At 64.1% G+C, this 17,512-nt stretch carries 20 protein-coding genes; 13 read left to right on the top strand and 7 right to left on the bottom strand.

Going from position 1 to position 17,512, the window contains the following annotated elements; all coding sequences use genetic code 11:
* Positions 1 to 23: 23 nt before the first annotated feature.
* Positions 24 to 533, top strand: a complete 510-nt coding sequence (locus tag DC522_RS02290) for a TspO/MBR family protein (protein WP_116527170.1) — start codon at positions 24 to 26, stop codon at positions 531 to 533.
* Here DC522_RS02290 and hpt read toward each other — a convergent pair whose 3' ends face one another.
* Complete coding sequence (gene hpt / locus DC522_RS02285; RefSeq protein ID WP_116527169.1) at positions 534 to 1,103, bottom strand: hypoxanthine phosphoribosyltransferase; 570 nt, start codon at positions 1,101 to 1,103, stop codon at positions 534 to 536.
* A 288-nt stretch (positions 1,104 to 1,391) separates the two neighbouring features.
* Here hpt and ftsE point away from each other — a divergent pair, with 288 nt between their 5' ends.
* The 5 genes from ftsE (at position 1,392) to DC522_RS02260 (ending at position 5,359) form a co-directional block, all read left to right on the top strand.
* The gene (gene ftsE, locus DC522_RS02280) at positions 1,392 to 2,099 is read left to right on the top strand and encodes a cell division ATP-binding protein FtsE (RefSeq protein ID WP_205769466.1); all 708 of its coding nucleotides are present in this window, start codon (positions 1,392 to 1,394) and stop codon (positions 2,097 to 2,099) included.
* 5 nt (positions 2,100 to 2,104) lie between these two features.
* On the top strand, positions 2,105 to 3,085 hold the full coding sequence (locus DC522_RS02275) for an ABC transporter permease (protein ID WP_116527074.1): 981 nt from the start codon (positions 2,105 to 2,107) through the stop codon (positions 3,083 to 3,085).
* Between the two features lie 150 nt (positions 3,086 to 3,235).
* Positions 3,236 to 3,973, top strand: coding sequence for a YdcF family protein (locus DC522_RS02270; RefSeq protein WP_165820018.1), 738 nt, complete (start codon positions 3,236 to 3,238; stop codon positions 3,971 to 3,973).
* Between the two features lie 120 nt (positions 3,974 to 4,093).
* Positions 4,094 to 4,864 (top strand): 1-acyl-sn-glycerol-3-phosphate acyltransferase, encoded by a 771-nt coding sequence (locus DC522_RS02265; RefSeq protein WP_116527072.1) that lies wholly within the window; start codon positions 4,094 to 4,096, stop codon positions 4,862 to 4,864.
* A 60-nt stretch (positions 4,865 to 4,924) separates the two neighbouring features.
* A complete protein-coding gene (locus DC522_RS02260) occupies positions 4,925 to 5,359 on the top strand; it encodes a hypothetical protein (RefSeq protein WP_116527071.1) in 435 nt (144 codons plus the stop codon).
* Here the strand turns inward: DC522_RS02260 and DC522_RS02255 are convergent.
* Positions 5,347 to 5,883 carry a gamma-glutamylcyclotransferase gene (locus tag DC522_RS02255; RefSeq protein ID WP_116527070.1) on the bottom strand — a complete coding sequence of 179 codons (537 nt, stop codon included), beginning with the start codon at positions 5,881 to 5,883 and terminating at the stop codon, positions 5,347 to 5,349. The genes DC522_RS02260 and DC522_RS02255 overlap by 13 nt on opposite strands.
* Before the next feature lie 125 nt (positions 5,884 to 6,008).
* On the opposite strand from DC522_RS02255, the gene DC522_RS02250 reads away from it, so the two are divergent.
* Positions 6,009 to 7,049, top strand: coding sequence for a DUF2125 domain-containing protein (locus DC522_RS02250; protein WP_116527069.1), 1,041 nt, complete (start codon positions 6,009 to 6,011; stop codon positions 7,047 to 7,049).
* A gap of 295 nt (positions 7,050 to 7,344) precedes the next feature.
* Here the strand turns inward: DC522_RS02250 and DC522_RS02245 are convergent, their stop codons facing one another.
* Genes DC522_RS02245 through DC522_RS02235 form a run of 3 tightly spaced genes read right to left on the bottom strand, consistent with a single transcriptional unit; the run spans position 7,345 to position 10,288 of the window.
* Entirely contained in the window at positions 7,345 to 8,295 is a 951-nt protein-coding gene (locus DC522_RS02245; RefSeq protein WP_116527068.1) for a prephenate/arogenate dehydrogenase family protein, read from the bottom strand.
* Complete coding sequence (gene hisC / locus DC522_RS02240; protein WP_116527067.1) at positions 8,288 to 9,391, bottom strand: histidinol-phosphate transaminase; 1,104 nt, start codon at positions 9,389 to 9,391, stop codon at positions 8,288 to 8,290. Before hisC ends, DC522_RS02245 begins: the two co-directional genes overlap by 8 nt.
* Positions 9,392 to 9,448: 57 nt before the next feature.
* Positions 9,449 to 10,288, bottom strand: coding sequence for a chorismate mutase (locus DC522_RS02235; RefSeq protein WP_116527066.1), 840 nt, complete (start codon positions 10,286 to 10,288; stop codon positions 9,449 to 9,451).
* Positions 10,289 to 10,494: 206 nt separating this feature from the next.
* Between DC522_RS02235 and DC522_RS02230 the strand changes: the two genes are divergently transcribed.
* The 3 genes from DC522_RS02230 to metW all read left to right on the top strand — a co-directional run bounded on the left by DC522_RS02230 (position 10,495) and on the right by metW (position 13,218).
* Positions 10,495 to 10,782: a GIY-YIG nuclease family protein gene (locus DC522_RS02230; RefSeq protein WP_116527065.1), complete on the top strand. Its 288-nt coding sequence runs from the start codon at positions 10,495 to 10,497 to the stop codon at positions 10,780 to 10,782.
* 622 nt (positions 10,783 to 11,404) lie between these two features.
* Positions 11,405 to 12,574, top strand: a complete 1,170-nt coding sequence (locus tag DC522_RS02225; protein WP_116527064.1) for a homoserine O-acetyltransferase — start codon at positions 11,405 to 11,407, stop codon at positions 12,572 to 12,574.
* Positions 12,571 to 13,218 carry a methionine biosynthesis protein MetW gene (metW, locus tag DC522_RS02220; RefSeq protein ID WP_116527063.1) on the top strand — a complete coding sequence of 216 codons (648 nt, stop codon included), beginning with the start codon at positions 12,571 to 12,573 and terminating at the stop codon, positions 13,216 to 13,218. Before DC522_RS02225 ends, metW begins: the two co-directional genes overlap by 4 nt.
* A gap of 10 nt (positions 13,219 to 13,228) precedes the next feature.
* On the opposite strand, the gene xerD is transcribed toward metW, so the two are convergent.
* Both xerD and DC522_RS02210 read right to left on the bottom strand, forming a co-directional pair.
* On the bottom strand, positions 13,229 to 14,158 hold the full coding sequence (xerD, locus tag DC522_RS02215; protein WP_116527062.1) for a site-specific tyrosine recombinase XerD: 930 nt from the start codon (positions 14,156 to 14,158) through the stop codon (positions 13,229 to 13,231).
* Positions 14,155 to 14,304 (bottom strand): histidine kinase, encoded by a 150-nt coding sequence (locus tag DC522_RS02210; RefSeq protein WP_116527061.1) that lies wholly within the window; start codon positions 14,302 to 14,304, stop codon positions 14,155 to 14,157. Before DC522_RS02210 ends, xerD begins: the two co-directional genes overlap by 4 nt.
* Before the next feature lie 135 nt (positions 14,305 to 14,439).
* Here DC522_RS02210 and DC522_RS02205 point away from each other — a divergent pair, with 135 nt between their 5' ends.
* The 3 genes from DC522_RS02205 to DC522_RS02195 are packed head-to-tail and all read left to right on the top strand — an operon-like array spanning position 14,440 to position 17,512.
* Complete coding sequence (locus DC522_RS02205) at positions 14,440 to 15,069, top strand: shikimate kinase (RefSeq protein WP_116527060.1); 630 nt, start codon at positions 14,440 to 14,442, stop codon at positions 15,067 to 15,069.
* A complete protein-coding gene (gene aroB / locus DC522_RS02200) occupies positions 15,066 to 16,214 on the top strand; it encodes a 3-dehydroquinate synthase (protein WP_116527059.1) in 1,149 nt (382 codons plus the stop codon). Before DC522_RS02205 ends, aroB begins: the two co-directional genes overlap by 4 nt.
* Entirely contained in the window at positions 16,211 to 17,512 is a 1,302-nt protein-coding gene (locus DC522_RS02195) for an HlyC/CorC family transporter (protein ID WP_116527058.1), read from the top strand. Before aroB ends, DC522_RS02195 begins: the two co-directional genes overlap by 4 nt.

Genomic DNA, 17,512 nt, shown 5'->3' with positions numbered 1-17,512 from the left:
CAATGTTTAAAGGGATTTCGGCGATGCATACAGACCAAACCGTGCCGGGCAGCCATGCAACGCCGCCGCTTTGGCGGTTCCTGATCGCCGTCCTGCCGGTCGTGGCTGTCAGCGTCGCGGGTGGCCTCGTGACGAGGGCCAAGATCCCGACCTGGTACGCCAGCCTCGCAAAGCCCGGCTTTACGCCGCCGAACTGGCTCTTCGCACCGGTCTGGACCACCCTTTATGCGCTGATGGCCTATGCACTCTGGCGCATTCTCTCCCTGCCGAGGAACCGGCCCGGGCGGACAGCGGCGGTCACGCTCTTCTTCGTGCAGCTCGCGCTGAACTCGCTCTGGTCCTTCGCCTTCTTCGGCGCGCAGAGCCCATTGTGGGGTCTTATCGTCATCGCCGCCCTGGTCGTGGCGATCCTTGCCACGATCATTGCGTTCCGGAAGCTCGACCGGGTGGCCGCACTTCTCCTCGTGCCGTATCTCGCCTGGGTCTCCTATGCGACCCTTCTGAACGGCGCGGTCTGGCAGCTCAACAGCTGATTATTCCGGCTTGTCGAAGAGGTCCGGGTTCGTATCGTGGCGGTCGAGAACGCCGACGAACGGAAGCTGGCGGTAGGAATGGGCGACATCCATGCCGTAGCCGACCACGAACACGTCGGGGCAGGTGAAACCCACATAATCCGGATGGATCGACACGGCGCGCTTGCCGGGCTTTTCCAGGAGAACGGCAGTCTTCACGCTCTTGGCGCCACGGGCCATCAGGAGGTCCTTGGCGAAGGTGACCGTGCGGCCGGATTCGAGGATATCGTCCACGAGCAGCACGTCGCGGCCGCGCACGTCGCTTTCCACGTCGCGCAGGATCGTGACGTTGCCGGAAGAAACCGTGCCGTCGAGATAGCTGGAGAGATGCACGAACTCCACCTGGGGGCTGAGGCCTGCACGGTGCAGGGCACGGATCAGATCCGCCGCAAACATGAAGCTGCCCTTCAGAACGGCGACGACCAGCAGGTTCTCAGGCTTGGAATTCGCGATTTCCTGCGCCAGAGCCTCGTTGCGCTTGGCGATGGTCTCTTCGTCGAAGAGAACCCGGATACGGTGGGAAGCAGTCATCGTCGGTCTGTCCAGAAACAAATGGAAGCGTCTTGGGGCTTCCTCTTTCACGATCATGGCGGAGCGCGGAAGTCAAACGGACTTCACGATTCTCCCGGCAAAATAGGACGCTCGAGCCCTTCAGGAATGATCCTGCGGCAATGTTCCGCGACCACCTCGCTTTCCGTCCGTGCCCCGCAAGTTTATGGCTTGCTAACCATGGCGGAGCGATAAGTTGAGACGAATCGCCTGTGGCTGGACCTGTCCGGTCCGTCACTTTTCCAGCTGTTCCAGAGGGTTCGGGCGCGCGTGAGAGCCTATTACGACGAGGAATTCGATGAGGACGTGGCCGTTCCGGCCGTGCGTTTCGAGAATGTGGGCGTGCGCTACGGCATGGGGCCCGAGGTTCTGCGCGACCTGACCTTCTCGATCGAGCCGAATTCCTTTCAGTTCCTCACGGGTCCCTCAGGCGCGGGCAAGACCACGCTGCTGCGCCTCATCCTGCTCTCGGTGAAGCCGACGCGCGGGCTGATCTCGCTCTTCGGAGAGGATGTCTCCAGGATCTCGAAGAACGAGCTGACCGGCCTTCGCCGCCGCATGGGCGTGGTGTTCCAGGACTTCCGCCTGCTCGATCATCTCACGACCTACGAGAATGTCGCCCTGCCCCTCCGCGTTCAGGGCAAGGACGAGGCGAGCTATCGCGCCGAGGTGGTCGAGCTGCTGCGCTGGGTCGGCTTAGGGGACCGCATGCACATGCTGCCGCCTGTGCTCTCGGGCGGTGAGAAGCAGCGCGCCGCCATCGCACGCGCGCTCATCGTGCGGCCGGACCTGCTGCTCGCCGACGAGCCCACCGGCAACGTGGACCCCTCGCTCGCCCGGCGGCTGCTGCGCCTCTTCATCGAACTCAACCGGCTCGGAACTTCGGTGGTCATCGCCACTCACGATTTCAGCCTCATGGATCAGCTCAACGTTCGCCGCCTCGTGCTCGGCGACGGCCGGCTGCATATCGACGAGTAAGCCGGATGAACGCGCCCCAACCCCGCCTCAGGAAGGCCGCATCGCACAAGCCGCAGGCAGGAGAGAAGCGCTCGCTTCCCGCCTCCTTGAGCCGCAACGCGCCGCTCGTGCCGGTCGATTCCGCGGGCGGTCAAGCGCTTGCCGCCGTCATCGCGATTCTCACCTTCCTTGCTGCTCTGTGCGCGGGTGGCGCGGAATTGATCTCCGCCAGTTCCGCGCAGTGGCGCTCGGAAATCGCCCGCGAGGTCACCATCCAGATTCGCCCCAACCCCCAGCGCTCCATCGACGATGACGTGGCGCGCGCGGTGGCGCTGGCGCGCCGGACACCGGGGGTGGAACAGGCGCAGCCCTTCACGAAAGAAGAATCCGAGCGTCTCCTGGAGCCGTGGCTCGGAACCGGCCTCGATTTCAAGGATCTTCCGGTGCCGCGCCTGATCGTGATCAAGCTCAAGGAAGACGAGCGGCCCGATTTCGCCCCCCTCAAGCAAAGCCTTCAGAACGAAGTGCCCGGCGCGACGCTCGACGATCATGCGCTCTGGGTCTCGCGCCTCTCGACCATGGCCAATACGATCATTGCCACGGGCTTGTTTCTCGTGGCCCTCGTTCTCATCGCGGCGGGATTGGCCGTCATCTTCGCCACGCGCGGTGCCATGGCCGGCAACAAGGAAGTGGTCGAGGTGCTGCATTTCGTCGGTGCCAACGACGACTTCATCGCCAAGGAATTCCAGCACCGCTTCTTCCGCTTAGGCCTTCGAGGCAGTGCCATCGGCGCGGGCGGCGCTCTCGCTCTCATCATCATCCTGGGGCTGATCACCCGCTCCTGGCGGGCAAGCCCGGCGGGCGACCAGATCGAGGCCCTGTTCGGGGCGTTCAGCATCAGCTGGACAGGTTATCTGGTCGTGATCCTCATCGCGCTCCTCGTGGCGCTGATCACGGGCATCGTGTCGCGCCTGACGGTGAGACGTTTTCTTAACGGAAATGGTTGATCCTCGGGCATCGTGCGGACCTCCGGCTCCGTGCCTGACGATGCGCTAGCTTACCCGTGGAAAAAGAGGGCTGCCTCTCCATTGCCGCATTCTCCACTATCATCGCCCAAGATGACCTCGCGAACGCAGAGTTGGGTAGCGCCGAGCGCCATGGAACCCGCTGAAGCCTTGGGCTGGGGCTGGACGATGCTGGGCGCTCCGACGCATCTGACCAAGAGGTCCTTGACCCGACGGCTCCTGAGCGTCGGCGCCTGGGGCTTTGCCGCTTTCTGTCTGATCGGCCTTCTCGGATTCCTCGCCTTCGTCTACAGCATCGACCGTATCGAGCAGCCGCCCGAGACGCGCGCGGACGGCATCGTGGCGATGACCGGCGGCGCGCAGCGCATCGGTGATGCCATCGACCTTCTGGCGAAAGGCTACGCCAAGCGGCTCCTGATCTCCGGCGTCAACGAGAAGACCAACCGCGATCAGATCTCCCGCCTCAATCCCGGCCAGCGGCAGCTCTTCGATTGCTGCGTGGATCTGGATTACCGGGCCCGCAACACCATCGGCAACGCCATCGAGACACGGCGCTGGGCTGAAGCGAACGGCTTCAACACCATCATCGTCGTGACCTCGAACTACCACATGCCCCGCATGCTGGTGGAACTCGACCACGCCCTGCCGAATCTGCAGAAAATCCCCTACCCGGTCGCGGCCACCATCGATCCGCACGAGTGGTGGCGCAATCCCGCGACGGCCAAGATCCTCGTGACGGAATACCTGAAGTTCCTCGCCGTCTGGATTCGCACCCGCTTCGAAGAAGATCCGGAGAGTTCCTCGGTCGCCCACATCATCAGCGGCGGCGCTCCGAGCCAACAGGCGAACGTCAAAACGACCTTGCGCTAGAACGTCGTGCAAAAAGTGCACTCTACTTTCGGGCTTGATGCCTAGAGACCTCAGCTAAAACCGATTAAGGTGCGCCACCCGCGGAGCCGTAGGCTCCGCTTTTTACGCTTTCACGAAGCCATGCTGTTCGTTCGCTCCCTGCTGTTCAACACCGCCTTCTACGCCAATCTCGTCCTGTGGCTGGTCATGCTCCTCCCGGGCCTGCTGGTGCCGCGTCGGGTGTTCATCAGGTTCGCTCAAGCCTGGGCACACTCGTCTCTCTGGCTCCTGAGGGTTCTGGCCGGGATCAGGATCGAGGTTCGCGGGCGGGAGAAGATCCCGGCTGGCGGGGCTCTGGTTGCCGCCAAGCATCAGTCCCTTTGGGAAACCTTCGCGCTGGTCACCCTTTTCGACGACCCGACCTTCATCCTGAAGCGGGAGCTGATGTGGATTCCCTTCTTCGGCTGGTATCTCTGGAAGGCGGGCTGCGTTCCGGTGAACCGCAAGGCGGGATCGTCGGCCCTGATGCAGATGACGGCCCGGGCCAGGGAAGAGGCGCAGCATGGCCGCCAGATCATCATCTTTCCGGAGGGCACGCGCCGCCCGCCAGGGGCGCCGCCCGCCTACAAGTACGGCGTGGCGCATCTTTACAATAACCTTGGGTTCCCTTGCATTCCGGTGGCGCTGAATTCGGGTCTCTACTGGCCTCGCCGTCGGTTCATCCGCCGCCCCGGCACGATTCGCGTGGAAGTTCTCGACCCCATTGCTCCCGGCCTGTCGCGTGAAGCGTTCTTCAAGCTCGTCCAGGAGCGGATCGAGGAAACGTCCAGCCGGCTGCTTGCCGAGGGACGACGGGAGCTGGGCATGAGCGATTCGGCCCAGGAAGCTGCCGTATCAGCCTCAAAAGTTTGATATTGCTAAGCTTTACAGCATCTTGACGGTTCGCCTCGCTCTTCCTACATATAAGAACATATGGCGAACAAACGTACCATATCCTGGAATACGGCCATGCGGGATCTCCGCAACGACCGAATGCGGAGGGCTGGCGTGCGCGAGGAACGCTTACGGGCAACGGCGGGGCTTCGCTCTTCCTCGACCTTGAGCTCATGGCGCGGCCTATCCGGCCGCCGCTACATCGTCGGCGTGCATCCCCTTGAGTTGAACGAACTCCTGGAAGTCACCGATGCGGTGATCCTGGCAGTCCACCGTGACGAAGGCGGCACCGGTCACGTGGTCGATTCCGTGCTCGCGGGCGCTGAGCCCAGCACGGAAACGCGGACACGCTGGCTCGAAAGGGTGCAGGAGCGCGGCGCCTCGGAACTCCACATCCACCGCCTCGCCGATACGGAAGCGCGCCGCCGCGAGATCCTGGCCGATCTGCGCGAGAACGCCGATCACGCCTCCTGATCGAGCGCCTCGACGAGCCGCCGCATCAGCGGATCGACGACACCCATGCCGAGAAGATGCTCGTGGGTCGAGCGCACGTAATCCGGATTGGCGCCCGAGATCCCCTTCCCCTGCCGCACCAGAGCCAGCACCTCCTCGAAGGAGAGATTGCCCGCATATTGCTCATGCCTGCGGTCGGCCACGTAGCCGATGGCCGTGACGGCCCTGCCGTCATCGAGCCGCACGGGCAGAGAACGCTCCAGGTAGACGCTCGTCACCTGCTCGCGCTCGCGCAGGTAGTGCACCGTGGATTCAGCCTCTTCCCTCGTCACGCGAAAGGCGACGCCGTGGCAGCGACCACCGCGATCGAGGCCGAGAACGAGCCCCGGATTCTCGGGCGTGCCGCGATGGACATGGGAGAGCACGCAAAGGGCGCGGCGATAGCCGTGAAGATGCGCGTGGCGTCGCTCGACAAAGGGAAAGCCTGGCCTCCACATGAGGGAGCCGTAGCCGAAAACCCACAGATCGCCAGACCCGTCCATCATCGTTTCGTGCCCGAACCTTGCCTGCTTTGCTTTTTAAGAAGCGCTGCATTCACGCAAAAAGTGCTCTCCACTTTTCCTCACGGGCGCTACCAGTTACGAAGCAGCAGCACAACAGGAGATCCTGCATGGCCGAGGCCATCCTCTCGGAAGACAAGCGCCGTAGCCGCTTCTGGCTCTATACGCCCTTCGTCCTGCTGCTTCTCGTCGCAATCGCCTGGAGCGTCGTCTGGTTCTTCATCCGCAACCGCGCTACCGAGGCGCTCGACGCATGGCTTGAGGCGGAAGCACAAAAGGGCCGGCAATGGACCTGCACGGACCGCACCATCGCGGGCTATCCGTTCCGCATCGAGATCGTCTGCAACACGCTCGATTTGAAGCAGGGCGCGGTGACCGCCTCCTTCGGACGCACGGAAGCCATCGCGCAGGTGTATCAGCCGCGCCTCGTGATCGCCGAGATCGCAGGGCCTCTGCGCGTGAGCGACGGCAAGGTGAATGTACAGGGCCAGTGGACTCTGATGCAGGCGAGCATCCATGCCTCGCCAACAGGCCTGCAGCGCCTCTCGATCGCGGCAAACGCCCCCAGGTTCAATGTGACGGGACTTCTGCCGCAGGAGATTGCAACATCGGGCGAGCGTCTCGAACTGCATTTGCGTCCCAATCCCTCGCGCGCATCCGAGAAGGCTTATGATGCGGCGCTTTCCGTGAAGCAGGCGAGCATTCCGCTGCTCGATGCGCTCATCGGCGGCACGGAGCCTACGGATCTGAATGCGGATGTCACGGCAACGCAGGTCGTCGGCTTTCAAGGCCGTCCGGTTGCCGAGGAACTCGAGCGCTGGCGGACGGCGGGCGGCACGCTCGACATCCTGATGCTGTCCGGCGCCAAAGGCCCGCGCCGCATCGAGGCGAAGGGCAAGCTCAATCTCGACGAGGAGCATAGGCCCGCAGGGCAGCTCAACGTGGCCGCCGCAGGCCTCGACGGCCTCATCGGCAATGTCACGGGCAACCGCACGGGCGGCGCGCTGCTTGGTGCGCTTTTGGGACAGAACTCGCGGGCTCAGGGAAAGAACCCGCAGCTTGCCCCCCTGCCGCCGCTGACCCTCAACAACGGCTTTCTCGCGATGGGTCCCTTCGTGATCCCGAATGTCAGGCTGCAGCCGCTTTATTGAGTGCACCGCTGCTTAATTCCCTCCCCCTTGTGGAGAGAGGTAGGGGTGGTGCGACCGGGTGAGAGGGAACCCAACTGCTCTCCCGTCATCACCGGCCTTGTGCCGGTGATCCCGAGTTCTGAAGCGCGGCGCTCATCAGAAGCGAGATGGCCGGCACGAGGCCGGCCATGACGTTGTATGATTGTTGTGTTTTCTGGAATGCCGCAACGCTTTGACTTTACGCCTCACGCCCTCGCTCCCTCCCGCCGCAAGTCGGGTGTTCCCGAGATCCGTGGGGAGGGAAGAAACACGGCGTTCAAGCCTTGTCCTCGCGCCTGCGCCCGAAATCGGGCTCCGGCGTTTCCTGGCCTGACGAGATGATGCCGCGGCGGATGGCGCGGGTGCGGGTGAAGAGATCGAACAGCTTGTCGCCCTCGCCCCAGCGGATGGCGCGCGCGAGGAGCGCGATGTCCTCGTTGAGGCGACCCAGCATTTCGAGCACCGCTTCCTTGTTGTGCAGGAAGATGTCGCGCCACATGGTGGGATCGGATGCGGCGATGCGCGTGAAATCGCGGAAGCCGCCGGCGGAGAACTTGATCACCTCGCCTTGCGTGACGGTTTCCAGATCCGCCGCCGTTCCCACGATGTTGTAGGCGATCAGATGCGGCACGTGGCTCGTGATGGCGAGCACGAGATCATGGTGCTGCGCCGTCATGATCTCCACGTTCGAGCCCATGGCGGCCCAGAAGGCGCGCACGCGCTCGATCGCCTGCTCGTCCGTCCCCTCCGGCGGCGTCAGGATGCACCAGCGGTTATGGAAGAGCGTCGCAAACCCCGCATCCGGGCCTGAATGCTCCGTGCCCGCCACCGGATGCGCCGGCACGAAATGCACGCCTTCCGGCAGATGCGGCTGCACCTGCGCGATGACGGAGGCCTTCACCGAACCCACATCGGATACGATGCAGCCCGGCTTCAAGCCGGGCTTCATGGCTTCGGCCACGGCGCCGCACACGCCCACCGGCACGCAGAGGATGACGAGATCCGCATCCTTCACGCCGGAGACGAAATCGGTCGTCGCTTCGTCCGCGATCTGCAGCTCGCGCACGCGCGCCACCACCTCCTCGCTGCGATCGATCGCGACGACGGCCCCGGCGAGATTGAGATGCTTCGTCGCCCGTGCGATCGACGAGCCGATCAGGCCGAGGCCGATCAGGGCGATGCGGTTGAACAGCGGCTTCTCGAAGGGAGGCCCAAGACGCTCAGGCATTCCGGGCTCCATTCATGAATTCACGCAGCACCTCGACGACGAGACGGTTCGCCTCCTCGCTGCCCACCGTCAGACGAAGAGCGTGCGGCAGACCATAAGCATCGATCCGGCGCAGGATCAGGCCGCGGCTCGAGAGGAATTCGTCAGCGTCCTTTGCGGTCTTCCCCGGCTCGTCAGGGAAGTTGATCATCAGGAAGTTCGCAACGCTCGGCGTGACCTTCAGGCCAAGCGCCTCGATTTCCTTCGTGAGCCAGTCGAGCCATTGCGCATTGTGCTCGGCGGCTTTCGCCACATGCGCCTCGTCCTGAACCGCTGCGATGCCTGCGGCCATCGCCGGCCCGTTCATGTTGAAAGGCCCGCGAATGCGGTTCACCGCATCGACGATATGCGCCGGCGCGACCATCCAGCCGATGCGCAGGTTCGCCAGGCCGTAGATCTTCGAGAAGGTGCGCGTCATCACCACGTTCTCGGCGGTGGCGACGAGTTCGAGACCGGACTCGTAATCGTTGCGGCGCACGTATTCCGCATAAGCCGCATCGAGCACCAGCACCACATGCGGCGGCAAACCCGCATGCAGGCGCTTCACCTCGTCGAAGGGAATGTAGGTGCCGGTCGGATTGTTGGGGTTGGCGAGGAAGACGATCTTCGTCTTGTCCGTCACCTTGGCGAGGATGGCATCCACATCCGCGCGGTAGTTCTTTTCCGCGGCCACCACGGGCGTGCCGCCGGCAGCGAGGATCGCAATGCGATAGACGAGGAATCCGTGCTCGCTGTAGATGCCCTCGTCGCCCGGGCCCACATAGGCGCTGGTGATGTACGAGAGAAGCTCGTCCGAACCCGCTCCGCAGACGATGCGGTTGGGATCGAGCCCGTACTTCGCGGCAATCGCCTCGCGCAGCTTGGTGGCCGAGCCGTCCGGATAAAGCTCGAAATGGTCCGCGTTCCGCACGGCCTCGACCGCCTTCGGCGAGGGGCCGAGCGGCGTCTCGTTCGAAGAGAGCTTATAGACCTTCGATCCCCCTGCGGCCTTGCTCTTGCCAGGCACATAGGCGTCGATCTTCATCACGCCGGGACGGGGTTCGGGACGAACGGACATATCAAAGGGTTCCTGAAAAACAAAAACTTGGGATGAGGCTCTAGCGCAGCTTTGCAATCATTTCACGTGGAAACGTTCGGCGTGGCTGCCGACCTCCGCCAGCTGGGCGAGGCTCGCGCCTGCTTCCGTCAGCTCCTGATGGAGGCGGGAGGCCTCCACGAGGCCGGGGACGGCAATGAGCTCGGAGAGGCCGTTGGCATCGGCGGCGCTCGCCACCACCTCGCCGCCGAGCCGCGTCAGTGCCTCGTTCGCGCCCCTGTGCCAGCGCTCGAACTGGGCCGCATAGAGCACCACGTCGCGCACGGCGGCATCCGTCAGGGGCTTGGAGATCACGAAGACCGGGGTGCCTGCCGGATGATCCGGGCGCTCGATGAAGGGCAGGCGCGCGATGATCTTCGGGCGGTCCCTCTCGGCGAGCGTGCGCCACCACGCGCCGCTCGTCGCGCCCTGGTCGAGGCGGAAGATGCCGAGATCGCCCCTGGAGTTCGCCACGGCCTCGATGACCGCCGCCGCGCTCGGGTGGGTGACGTAGGGCACCGTGAAGCCAAAATGAAACCGGGCCGAATCGCGCATGGGCGCATCGCCCCCCGATACGTCGGCATGGACCGAGTAGTTCGACTGCACATAGGTGAAGGTGCCGATGATCACCCGCCAGATGCTCTCCACCGTATCGAGCGGGAGCAGGCCCTGGTGGCGCTCGGCGAGCGAGCGCATCATCGAGGCCTCGCGGCCCGGACGGAAGGCCGAGCTCAGGCCCGTCTCGGAGGCCTTCTTGGACTCGATCAGCCGGTCGATGATGGTGCCGCGCTCCATGAGCAGCCGATGCATCGCCTCGTCGATGCGGTCGATCTCCTGGCGCAGCTCGGCAAGGGAGGGAACGGGCTTCTCGGTGGACATGGCTTCAATCCTGGAACAGAGCGCTCTTCTTTGGCCGGTTTGCAGCCGCTTGTCATCCCCGACAATAACGGCAAGCGTTCCTCTGATCTTCCGGGGCTCGCCTTCGGCGCCCGGGAAGATCAGTGGGAAGCATTTCACAGTCGATTGACATCGGCCATCGGCGGCAGGACTTTAATCCGCCAAACCGAAGCTGCTCGAATGGCGCGATGACATACTACGTCTACCTGCTGGCCAGCCGCCGCCACGGCACACTTTATCTTGGTGTCACGAACGATCTGCCGCGCAGAGTGGAGCAGCACAAATCCAACGTCGTCCCCGGCTTCTCAGCGGCTTACGACGTGACGCGTCTCGTCTGGCATGAGACCTACGAACGCATCGACGAGGCCATCACACGCGAAGAGAGCCTTAAGAAATGGCGGCGCGATTGGAAGATCCGTTTGATCGAGGACATGAACCCCGATTGGTCAGATCTCTACGCGTCGCTGAACATGTAGGTCTCAGAAATCCCACCCCCGTCATTCCGGGGCGGCTCCTAGAGCCGAGCCCGGAACCCAGAGCCGCCAACGTTGCAGAGAGGGCGCACCGCTGATCGTCCGTCCTTGAAATGTCATGTTTATGGGTCCCGGGTTCGCCTTTCGGCGCCCCGGAATGACGGCACGAGGGCAATAGGCGAATGTTCCCTGTTCGTTCTTGACTTCTGTCCTAAGCTCGGCTATATCGTGTCTTGTCCCGGCTCAGCGAGGGGCGCGCTCGCGAGGCGTCGTGACTGTGGAGCCGGGGCACGGTCCTGCGGAGGAGGCTGAACGCCAGCCCACCGGCAGGAGGCCGCCCGCAGGTCCCGAGCGACCGCTGCGGTGTCCGCCTAAAGAAGCCGTGCGCGAGGAGCCGTCGGGTTCCACGCTACCATCAGACATCGAGCCGGACCGCTCCTCGCGCGACCCCTCGACCCTCACCCTCGGAAGGCTCGCCAGCCCAGAGGATGCTTCCGCTCGGCTCTTTGACATTCTGCACCCACCGCTCCGAGCCCGAAAGCACAGCGTCGGACCTCATGTTCGTTGACGGCCGGACCTATCCGAATTACGGCTTGTTCGGAAGACCGAACGCAGCTGCCAATCCATGACATCGTCTCCTCTCTCCCTGGAAGCGCGAAGCCAAGCCGACGACCCGTCGAGCCTGGTCATGCGCTTTGGCGCGGATGAGCCTCTGATGATGGACTCAGGGGTGGCGCTGGCTCCCTGGCAGATCGCCTATCAGACCTACGGCACCCTCAATGCCGATAAGTCGAACGCGGTGCTGATCTGCCATGCGCTGACCGGCGACCAGCATGTGGCGAACGACAATCCGGTCACGGGCAAGCCCGGCTGGTGGCTGACCATGGTCGGCCCGGGCAAGCCGGTAGACACCAACCGATTCTTCGTGATCTGCGCCAATGTGATCGGCGGCTGCATGGGCACCACGGGCCCGGCCTCGACCGATCCGGTGACCGGCCAGCCCTATGCCCTGAACTTTCCGGTGGTGACCATCCGCGACATGGTTCGCGCCCAGGCAGCCCTGATCGACAGGCTCGGCATCGAAACCCTGTTCTGCGTGATCGGCGGCTCCATGGGCGGCATGCAGGTGCTGCAATGGGCGGCGAGCTACTCTCACCGCGTCTTCGCAGCGCTGCCCATCGCGACGGCCGCGCGCCATTCGGCCCAGAACATCGCCTTCCACGAGGTCGGCCGCCAAGCCGTGATGGCCGATCCCGACTGGCGGGGCGGGCGCTATCTGCTCGAGGGCACGCGCCCCTCGAAGGGCCTCGCCGTCGCCCGCATGGGCGCGCATATCACCTATCTGTCCGAGATGGCCCTGCACCGGAAGTTCGGCCGCAATTTCCAGGACCGCAACGCGCCGACCTTCTCCTTCGACGCCGATTTCCAGATCGAGAGTTACCTGCGTTACCAGGGCATCTCTTTCGTCGAGCGTTTCGACGCCAATTCTTATCTCTATGTGACGCGCGCGATGGATTATTTCGATCTCGCGGCGGGGCATGGCGGCTCGCTCGCCAGAACGTTCAAAGGTTCGGCGACGCGCTTTTGCGTGATCTCTTTCACCTCCGACTGGCTGTTCCCGACATCGGACTCGCGCGCCATCGTGCACGCGCTCAACGCTGCTGCGGCTTCCGTCGGTTTCGTGGAAGTGGAGAGCGACAAGGGGCATGACGCCTTCCTGCTCGACGAGCCCGCCATGTTCGCGGCCGCAAGCGGCTTCATCGATGCGGCGGCACGCGTGCGGGGGATCGCATGAGCACATCGAGTCTCGCCCTTCCGGCGACCGACCATGTCACCGGCCACCGCCTCGATTTCCTGCTCGTCGCCGAAATGGTCGAACCCGGCTCCCGCGTGCTCGATATCGGCTGCGGCGATGGCGCCCTGCTGTCGCTCCTGCGCGAGCGCAAGAACGTCGACGGACGCGGCATCGAGATTTCCCGCGAGGGCGTGAATGCCTGCCTCGCCAAGGGTCTGCCCGTCATCCAGGGCGACGCGGATACGGACCTTGCCGACTACCCGGATGACGCCTTCGATTACGTGATCCTTTCACAGACGATCCAGGCGACTCGCCAACCGCGTGTCGTGCTGGAGCACCTGCTGCGCATCGGCAGGCGGGCGATCGTCTCCTTCCCCAATTTCGGACACTGGCGCGTGCGCGTGGATCTGGCCCTCAAAGGCCGGATGCCGGTGACGGAGAACCTGCCCTATTCCTGGTACGACACGCCGAACATCCACTTCTGCACGATCCGCGATTTCGTGGAGCTCTGCCGCGAGGTCGGTGCGCAGATGGAAAAAGCCGTGGCGCTTAATGCCGGCGGCAGGCCCATGCAGGTGAGCCTGCCCTGGTGGGTGTGGAACCTGCTCGGCGACCAGGGCGTGTTCCTGCTCAAGCGGCGGTGAGACTGCCGCCTTATTCCCCCGACGACAGCGGGTGCAGGTCGCGGACCATGCTCTTCAGACGCTCGTCCAGAACATGCGTGTAGATCTGCGTGGTCGAGATGTCGGAGTGACCCAAGAGCTCCTGCACCACGCGCAGGTCCGCACCATTCTGGAGCAGATGGCTCGCGAAGGCATGGCGCAGCACGTGGGGGCTGATCTTGTCACCCCGCAATCCCGCTCCCGCGGCGACGGCCTTCAGGTCGCGGGCGAAAGCCTGGCGGGTGAGATAGCCGGTCTCGCTGTCTGCCGGAAACAGCCAGGGGCCGACTGCCTTCCCCTGCTCTTCAAGCAAGGCAAGATAGGCGCGGGCCGCGTCCCGCGCGGCATCCGTCAGAGGGACAAGGCGCTCCTTCGCACCCTTGCCCCGGACCACGAGGAAGCGGTCGCGGGTCTTGGCCGCGCTGCTGGGGAGCGAGACCAGTTCGGAGACACGCAGGCCCGTGGCGTAGAGAAGCTCCAGAAGGCAGGCCATGCGGGCCGCCCGCAGGCGCTCGGCGGGGGAAGCCTCAGGCCGGGCCACACCCTCATGAGCGACTTGCAGCAGACGGTCGACCTGATCGACCGAGAGAACCTTGGGCAGCGCCCTGCCCCGCTTCGGCGCTGATACGGCCGCCGTGGGATCGGCAGGGGCATAGCCCTCTACGTAGAGAAATTTGTGGAACTGGCGGACGGCCGAGAGCCTGCGGGCGGCCGAGGTGGCCTTCAGGCCGCGCTCGTCGAGGCTTGCCATGAAGCCGCGAATGGTGGCGGCGGTGGCGGCGTCGGGCCGGGCGCCCGCTTCGTTGAGATAGGCGAGGTAATCGTCGAGATCGCGCCGATAGGCATCGAGTGTGTTCTTGGAGGCGCCGCGCTCGGCGACGAGCATGTCCAGGAAAAGGCTGGCCTGACGGGCACCGTTCATGAGGACGAGGGCGCCCGCTGGGTGGGAACCGGTACCGTGATCTCGCGCGGATCGGGATTGACGAAGGTCGCCAGCGCGAACATGGCGGCGAAGCCTAGGCCCGCGAGAACGGCAATAACGAGGAGAAACCGGAACAGTGTGGGCACGGGAGCCTCTTTGAGCGATCCTCCGCTAGAACCATGCAAAAGCCGCAAAGGCAAGACCTAACCTTGGGTTACATTCCACACGCCCCACCATAAGCGCCCTATGCCAGAGCCGGAGCCCCGTGCTAGGACAGGGCCATGAACAATATCAGCCGCTTCAATCCGCTCGATGAAGCTGGCGAGCAGACTGAAAGTCGCCGGCGCGGCCATCCCATCAGCCGCCAGCTCGGCAGACGCTCGATCGTGCTCGTCGGGCTCATGGGCGCCGGAAAAAGCACGGTGGGTCGCAGGCTGGCCCAGACGCTCAAACTGCCTTTCCGCGACGCCGATCACGAGATCGAGGCGGCCGCCGGCATGACGATTCCCGACATCTTCGCTATCCACGGCGAGGAGCATTTCCGGGACGGGGAGCGCCGGGTCATCGCGCGCCTCCTCCAGGAAGGCCCGATGGTGCTGGCCACCGGCGGTGGAGCCTTCATGAACGAGGAAACCCGCCGGAACATCGCCGAACAGGGCATCTCGGTCTGGCTGAAAGCCGATCTCGACGTGCTCATGCGCCGCGTCCGCAAGCGCGACACGAGGCCCTTGCTGCGCAATCCCGATCCGGAGGGCACCATGCGCCGGCTCATGGAAATCCGCTACCCGGTCTATGCCCTGGCGGACCTCACCATCGATTCGCACGAGGCACCCCACGACCGCGTGGTGGCCGACACCATCAAGGCCTTAGGAAGCTGGTTCGAAAAGGAAAAACAGGGGAGCGCCGAATGAGCAGCGCAGCCGCTCAGGTCCAGAACGCATCCGTGATCACGGTTCCGGTTCCCCTCGGCGACAGAGCCTATGACATCCTCGTCGGGCGTGGCCTCATCGAGACGGCCGGCTCCCGTATCGCAGGCTTAAGCGCCCGCGCCGCGGCTATCGTGACGGACGAGCATGTGGGGCCGCTCTACGCACAGGCCCTCAGCCAGTCCCTCCAAGCCAATGGCCTTCGCAGCTGCGTGATCACTCTGCCCCCGGGCGAGGCCACGAAGTCCTATGCCAGCCTCGAGCGGGTCTGCGACGCCGTTCTGGAGGCCAGGATCGAGCGCGGCGATCTTGTCGTCGCCTTGGGCGGCGGCGTGATCGGCGATCTCGCCGGTTTCGTGGCCGCCATCGTGCGTCGCGGCGTGCGCTTCGTGCAGGTGCCGACCACCCTGCTCTCACAGGTCGATTCTTCCGTCGGCGGCAAGACCGGCATCAATTCCCGCCACGGCAAGAATCTTGTCGGCGCCTTCCATCAGCCGAGCCTCGTGCTGGCCGATACCGCGCTGCTCGATACGCTGCCCCTTCGCGAAATGCGTGCGGGCTATGCGGAGGTGGTGAAATACGGCCTCATCGACGATGCGCGTTTCTTCGCCTGGTGCGAGGCGAACTGGAAGGGCATCTTTGAGGGTGGGCCGGAGCGCGACGAGGCTGTCGCACAAAGCTGCCGCTCCAAGGCTGCTGTCGTGGTGCGCGACGAGCACGAAACCGGCGATCGCGCGCTTCTCAACCTCGGCCATACCTTCGGTCATGCGCTGGAGCGGATCACGCGATACGATTCCGCGCGCCTCGTTCATGGCGAGGGTGTCGCCATCGGCCTCAATCTCGCGTTCCGCTTCTCCGCCGCGCTCGGGCTTTGCCCGATCTCGCACGCGGAGCGCATCGAGGCGCATCTTGCGGCTGTTGGACTTCCCACGCGCCTGTCCCATGTACCGGGTGGGTGCAGCACGGTCGACGAATTGCTCGACGCCATGGCGCAGGACAAGAAGGTGAAGGGCGGATCGCTCACGTTCATTCTGGCCAAAGGCATCGGGCAGAGCTTCATCGCTCCCGGCATCGAGGCCGAGAAGGTCCGCACCTTCCTGAGAGGTGAAATCAACGCATCGCGATCATGATCGAGGAATCCTCTTCCGGCGACCTCTGGCTTGCAGCTCTGGTCGTCGTTGTTTGTCTCCTGTGCTCGGCCTTCTTCTCGGCTGGCGAGACAGCCTTCACGGGCGCTTCGCGTGCCCGCATGCTCATGCTGGAAAAGGGCGGCGACAAGCGTGCCCGGCTGGTGAACCGGCTGCTCGAAATGCGTGAGCGCTTCATCGGCACCGTTCTGATCGGCAACAACATCGTCAATATCGGCGTCTCGGCCTTCGCCACCAGCGTGCTCGTTGCGATCTTCGGCGACGGTGGTGCGCTCTATGCCACCGCCATCATGTCGGTGCTGGTGATCGTATTTGCCGAGGTTCTCCCGAAAACCATCGCCATCACATCGCCTGACAGCGTCTCGCTCTTTCTCTCGCGGCCGATGTCCTGGATCGTGGCCCTGCTCGGTCCGCTTGCTATCACCATCGAGCGCATCGTGCGCCTCATGCTGCGTCCCTTCGGCATTCGGATCGGCGAGAACACGCCGATCCTCTCGGCATCGGAGGAGATCCGCGGCCAAGTGAATCTCCTGCACAAGGAAGGCGGCGTCGCGAAGGTGGAACGCGACATGCTCGGTGGCCTTCTCGATCTCGAGGATCTCACCGTCTCGGAAGTGATGGTTCACCGCACGAAGATGCGCACCATCAATGCGGACCTCTCCTCGGAAGAGATCGTGCGCGAGGTGCTCTCCTCACCTTATACGCGCATGCCGCTCTGGCGCGGGAGCCAGGAAAACATCGTTGGCGTTCTGCACGCCAAGGACCTGCTGCGCGCGCTCGATGCGGTGGGCGGCGATGCGAGCAAGCTGAAGGTGGAAGCGATTGCGCTGGAGAGCTGGTTCGTGCCGGACACCACATCCCTGCGCGATCAGCTCAAGGCATTTCTCGCCAAGAAGACCCACTTCGCACTCGTCGTCGACGAGTACGGCGAGGTGATGGGCCTCGTTACCCTCGAGGATATCCTCGAAGAGATCGTCGGCGACATCAAGGACGAGCACGATCTCTCGGTGCAGGGCGTACGGCCTCAGCCCAACGGATCGGTGAATGTGGACGGCTCGGTGCCGATCCGCGATCTCAACCGCGCCATGGACTGGAACCTGCCGGACGAGGAAGCCACCACCATTGCGGGCCTCGTCATTCATGAGGCTCAGACCATTCCGGATACGGGCCAGATCTTCACCTTCCACGGCTGCCGCTTCCAGGTGCTCCGCAAATCGCGCAACCGCATCACCGCGCTCAGGATCATGCCGCTTCAGCCCATGCGCGGCAGAGAGAGTTGA

Origin of the sequence: Microvirga sp. KLBC 81 (assembly GCF_003075415.1) — a bacterium.
Lineage (GTDB): Bacteria > Pseudomonadota > Alphaproteobacteria > Rhizobiales > Beijerinckiaceae > Microvirga.
This window is presented reverse-complemented; position numbering and strand designations above follow the sequence as displayed.

Excerpts from the sequence above, each read along its gene's own strand:
- DC522_RS02290 (WP_116527170.1), top strand. The coding sequence starts at position 24 with ATGCATACAGACCAAACCGTGCCGGGCAGCCATGCAACGCCGCCGCTT.
- hpt (WP_116527169.1), bottom strand. The coding sequence starts at position 1,103 with ATGACTGCTTCCCACCGTATCCGGGTTCTCTTCGACGAAGAGACCATC.
- DC522_RS02275 (WP_116527074.1), top strand. The coding sequence starts at position 2,105 with ATGAACGCGCCCCAACCCCGCCTCAGGAAGGCCGCATCGCACAAGCCG.
- DC522_RS02270 (WP_165820018.1), top strand. The coding sequence starts at position 3,236 with ATGGAACCCGCTGAAGCCTTGGGCTGGGGCTGGACGATGCTGGGCGCT.
- DC522_RS02265 (WP_116527072.1), top strand. The coding sequence starts at position 4,094 with ATGCTGTTCGTTCGCTCCCTGCTGTTCAACACCGCCTTCTACGCCAAT.
- DC522_RS02260 (WP_116527071.1), top strand. The coding sequence starts at position 4,925 with ATGGCGAACAAACGTACCATATCCTGGAATACGGCCATGCGGGATCTC.
- DC522_RS02255 (WP_116527070.1), bottom strand. The coding sequence starts at position 5,883 with ATGATGGACGGGTCTGGCGATCTGTGGGTTTTCGGCTACGGCTCCCTC.
- DC522_RS02250 (WP_116527069.1), top strand. The coding sequence starts at position 6,009 with ATGGCCGAGGCCATCCTCTCGGAAGACAAGCGCCGTAGCCGCTTCTGG.
- DC522_RS02245 (WP_116527068.1), bottom strand. The coding sequence starts at position 8,295 with ATGCCTGAGCGTCTTGGGCCTCCCTTCGAGAAGCCGCTGTTCAACCGC.
- hisC (WP_116527067.1), bottom strand. The coding sequence starts at position 9,391 with ATGTCCGTTCGTCCCGAACCCCGTCCCGGCGTGATGAAGATCGACGCC.
- DC522_RS02235 (WP_116527066.1), bottom strand. The coding sequence starts at position 10,288 with ATGTCCACCGAGAAGCCCGTTCCCTCCCTTGCCGAGCTGCGCCAGGAG.
- DC522_RS02230 (WP_116527065.1), top strand. The coding sequence starts at position 10,495 with ATGACATACTACGTCTACCTGCTGGCCAGCCGCCGCCACGGCACACTT.
- DC522_RS02225 (WP_116527064.1), top strand. The coding sequence starts at position 11,405 with ATGACATCGTCTCCTCTCTCCCTGGAAGCGCGAAGCCAAGCCGACGAC.
- metW (WP_116527063.1), top strand. The coding sequence starts at position 12,571 with ATGAGCACATCGAGTCTCGCCCTTCCGGCGACCGACCATGTCACCGGC.
- xerD (WP_116527062.1), bottom strand. The coding sequence starts at position 14,158 with ATGAACGGTGCCCGTCAGGCCAGCCTTTTCCTGGACATGCTCGTCGCC.
- DC522_RS02205 (WP_116527060.1), top strand. The coding sequence starts at position 14,440 with ATGAACAATATCAGCCGCTTCAATCCGCTCGATGAAGCTGGCGAGCAG.
- aroB (WP_116527059.1), top strand. The coding sequence starts at position 15,066 with ATGAGCAGCGCAGCCGCTCAGGTCCAGAACGCATCCGTGATCACGGTT.
- DC522_RS02195 (WP_116527058.1), top strand. The coding sequence starts at position 16,211 with ATGATCGAGGAATCCTCTTCCGGCGACCTCTGGCTTGCAGCTCTGGTC.